Raw genomic sequence first — 2477 nt, 5'->3', positions numbered from 1 at the left:
AATTTCCGCCCTCGCTAGCTAATCCCTCGTTGTTGGCAAATTTAGCCACGCCCACTTGCGCTAGTCCTAGGCTTCGGCCGTTGGTAAACGAGCCCACTAGCGTTCCGCTTTGATCTATCCTGATACCGTTTAGCTCGCCGCTAGCGTAGCCGTCTTGGCTGATGTCGGCGGTGCTCGAGTCGTTATCGGTGCTGGCTAGACCGTCCATCTGAGCCGTAGTTCCTAGCTTTAGCTCGATATGCTGGCCGTCGGCTGAGCCGTTTTGCGCGCCGAAGGTTATGCTAGCAGGGCTATATGTCGCTAGCGAGCCGTCCGGGTTAAATCTCACGTAGCCCGTTATCACGTTTGCAGGCTCGCCGTTTTGGTTTATGCGGTTTGGCTCGGCTACTTGGATAACCATCGTCCACTCGGTTCCGCCGTTTGGCGTGTAGCCGCGTTTTACGAAATCCATTTTGATGTTATGTTTAGTGCCCAAGCTATCGAAAAGATCGGTGCTAGAGCTGTGAGCGGCCATGTTTAGGCTATCTGTTACCCTTGCGGCGTTTCCCGGGCTTATAGAGCCTGAAAGCGGCGCCATAGACGCTGTAAATTTGACGTTTTCGGTTATGTTGTTTGCCGCGTTGCTAAGACCAGTGATGGTTAAATTCATATTGTGGTCGTCATCATATGTATCTACCGCTAAATTTATAGGCTTAGGTAAGCCAGTTAACGGATCAATAGTATTATCGGTTTGGTCTCCGTCATCACTATTTACAGCATCACCAGATGGATTTTTTATCTGAAATTGACCGTGCTCGTTTACGGTTACTTCTACGCCGTCGTTCTTGTTGCCCTTTACTATATTTGGAGCTGTACCGGTGGAATTTACAGATCCTTCAAAAGCTGCGTTATCTGGTATGGCTGGGTTAGCCGCATCATTTGCGATTGCAGTACCGTTATAGTTCGTCCATAGTCTCGCGTCTCTTTGCATAGCTTCGCGTAAGTCTTCGGTGGTCGTTACTTGTCTAGCAGTTGCATCATCATAAGTATGTATGGCACTTACTTGCGTTTTATTATAGGTATATTGATAAGCTGTAAGGATATTCATCGTTTGCAGATCACCTATATTATTATTTACAGTCATTTTTATATTTCTAGTAGCAGCGGTTGTGCCTAGATTATTTCTATTTGTTAAAACTAATTGATTACCGTTAATAACGCTTGCTTCTACACCCGTTTTAGTATATCTCTCGTTTATAGCCGACGCTAGTTCGCTAACAGTAGCAACCGTCGCAACGATATGTTCTCCGTTTAGATTGATGTCTAGCTGCTTTGAAGCCGTAAATCTTCCGTCTGCAGTTAGGTCTGCTGGCACTGTACCCATAGATAAAGCTTTGGTTTTGGCATCTGCATAGCTGACCCATATACCTTGACCGGTGCGGAGGTTATACGCGTCACCGTTGTTGTTAAACAGTACTCCAAGATCTGCGCCGCGCTCCGTCATCTTTTGTTCGCCGTTTTTGTTCACGTAAAATCTATTATCTCCGACGTTATTTTCTTCGTGTTTTTCGGCGTCTACTTTGATGCCGTCTTTGCCTGTTTCGGCCCAGTTGTGGTATTGATCGAGTTGGTAGATAGGGATTTTTTTAGCGCCCACGTCGTTACCGCTATCTAAATTTCCCTTTAACGCTATATTTGTCGTGGCGCGAGCCGGGACGGTTAGTCCGACCGGGATATTTATATCGCTGATAGGTCTAGTTGGATCTATCTCGCCGGTTTCTTCGTCTCTCATCCAGCCTTGTACGATGTTTCCGCCGTTATCGACGAAATTTCCTACGCTATCTCTTGAAAAGTCGCCGTTTCTGGTGTAGTAGGTCGTTTTGCCGCCGTCCGGGCTAACCATGAAAAATCCGTCGCCCTGAAGCGCGATGTCGGTTTGTTTGTCTGTAGTTTGCAAAGAGCCTTGCTTGAAAATTTTAGTCGTCGAGTTTATCTGCGTACCAAGGCCAACTTGCATGCTATTTACGCCGCCGTGGCGATTTTGCGGGCCGGTAGCGATACGCGAATTTTGATATATAATGTCGTCGAAATTTGCGCGGCTGTATTTAAATCCGACTGTGTTGACGTTGGCGATGTTGTTGCCCTCGACGTCCATAGCGATCTGGTGGGCTTGAAGTCCGGTAACGCCTGCCCAAAGTGATCTCATCATGGCTTTATCCTTTTTGAAAAGTAAATTTTGAGATCACTTAAGCAAAAGACGTTCCAAATTTTAAATTTGATTTAGTATTTGCGAAGGTAGCGGCGAAAAAGAGTATATGAGTAAAGATTAATGGTTTTTTAGAAATTTTAAGATGAGGGTCTCGGCAACTCAAATTTATAAAATTTGACTTCAAATTTGAACGCAAAAAGCCAATGCGCCGTATTTCTCCTTTAGACGAGGCGGAAATGAGCCGAGCGAGGATGCATACAAGCAGTATGTAACCGAGCCTCGGCGAAAT

At 45.9% G+C, this 2477-nt stretch carries 1 protein-coding gene; it reads right to left on the bottom strand.

Features of this window, described 5'->3' with window-relative positions; genetic code table 11:
- Positions 1-2188, bottom strand: a 2188-nt coding sequence (gene flgE, locus Q0338_RS03960; RefSeq protein ID WP_298085626.1) for a flagellar hook protein FlgE, incomplete at its 3' end; no start/stop codon positions are given.
- Positions 2189-2477: the final 289 nt, after the last annotated feature.

It is taken from the genome of uncultured Campylobacter sp., assembly GCF_938018145.1.
Classification (GTDB): Bacteria; Campylobacterota; Campylobacteria; order Campylobacterales; family Campylobacteraceae; genus Campylobacter_A.
Note: the sequence above shows the minus strand (reverse complement) of the source record. Positions and strands in the feature narration are given on the sequence as shown.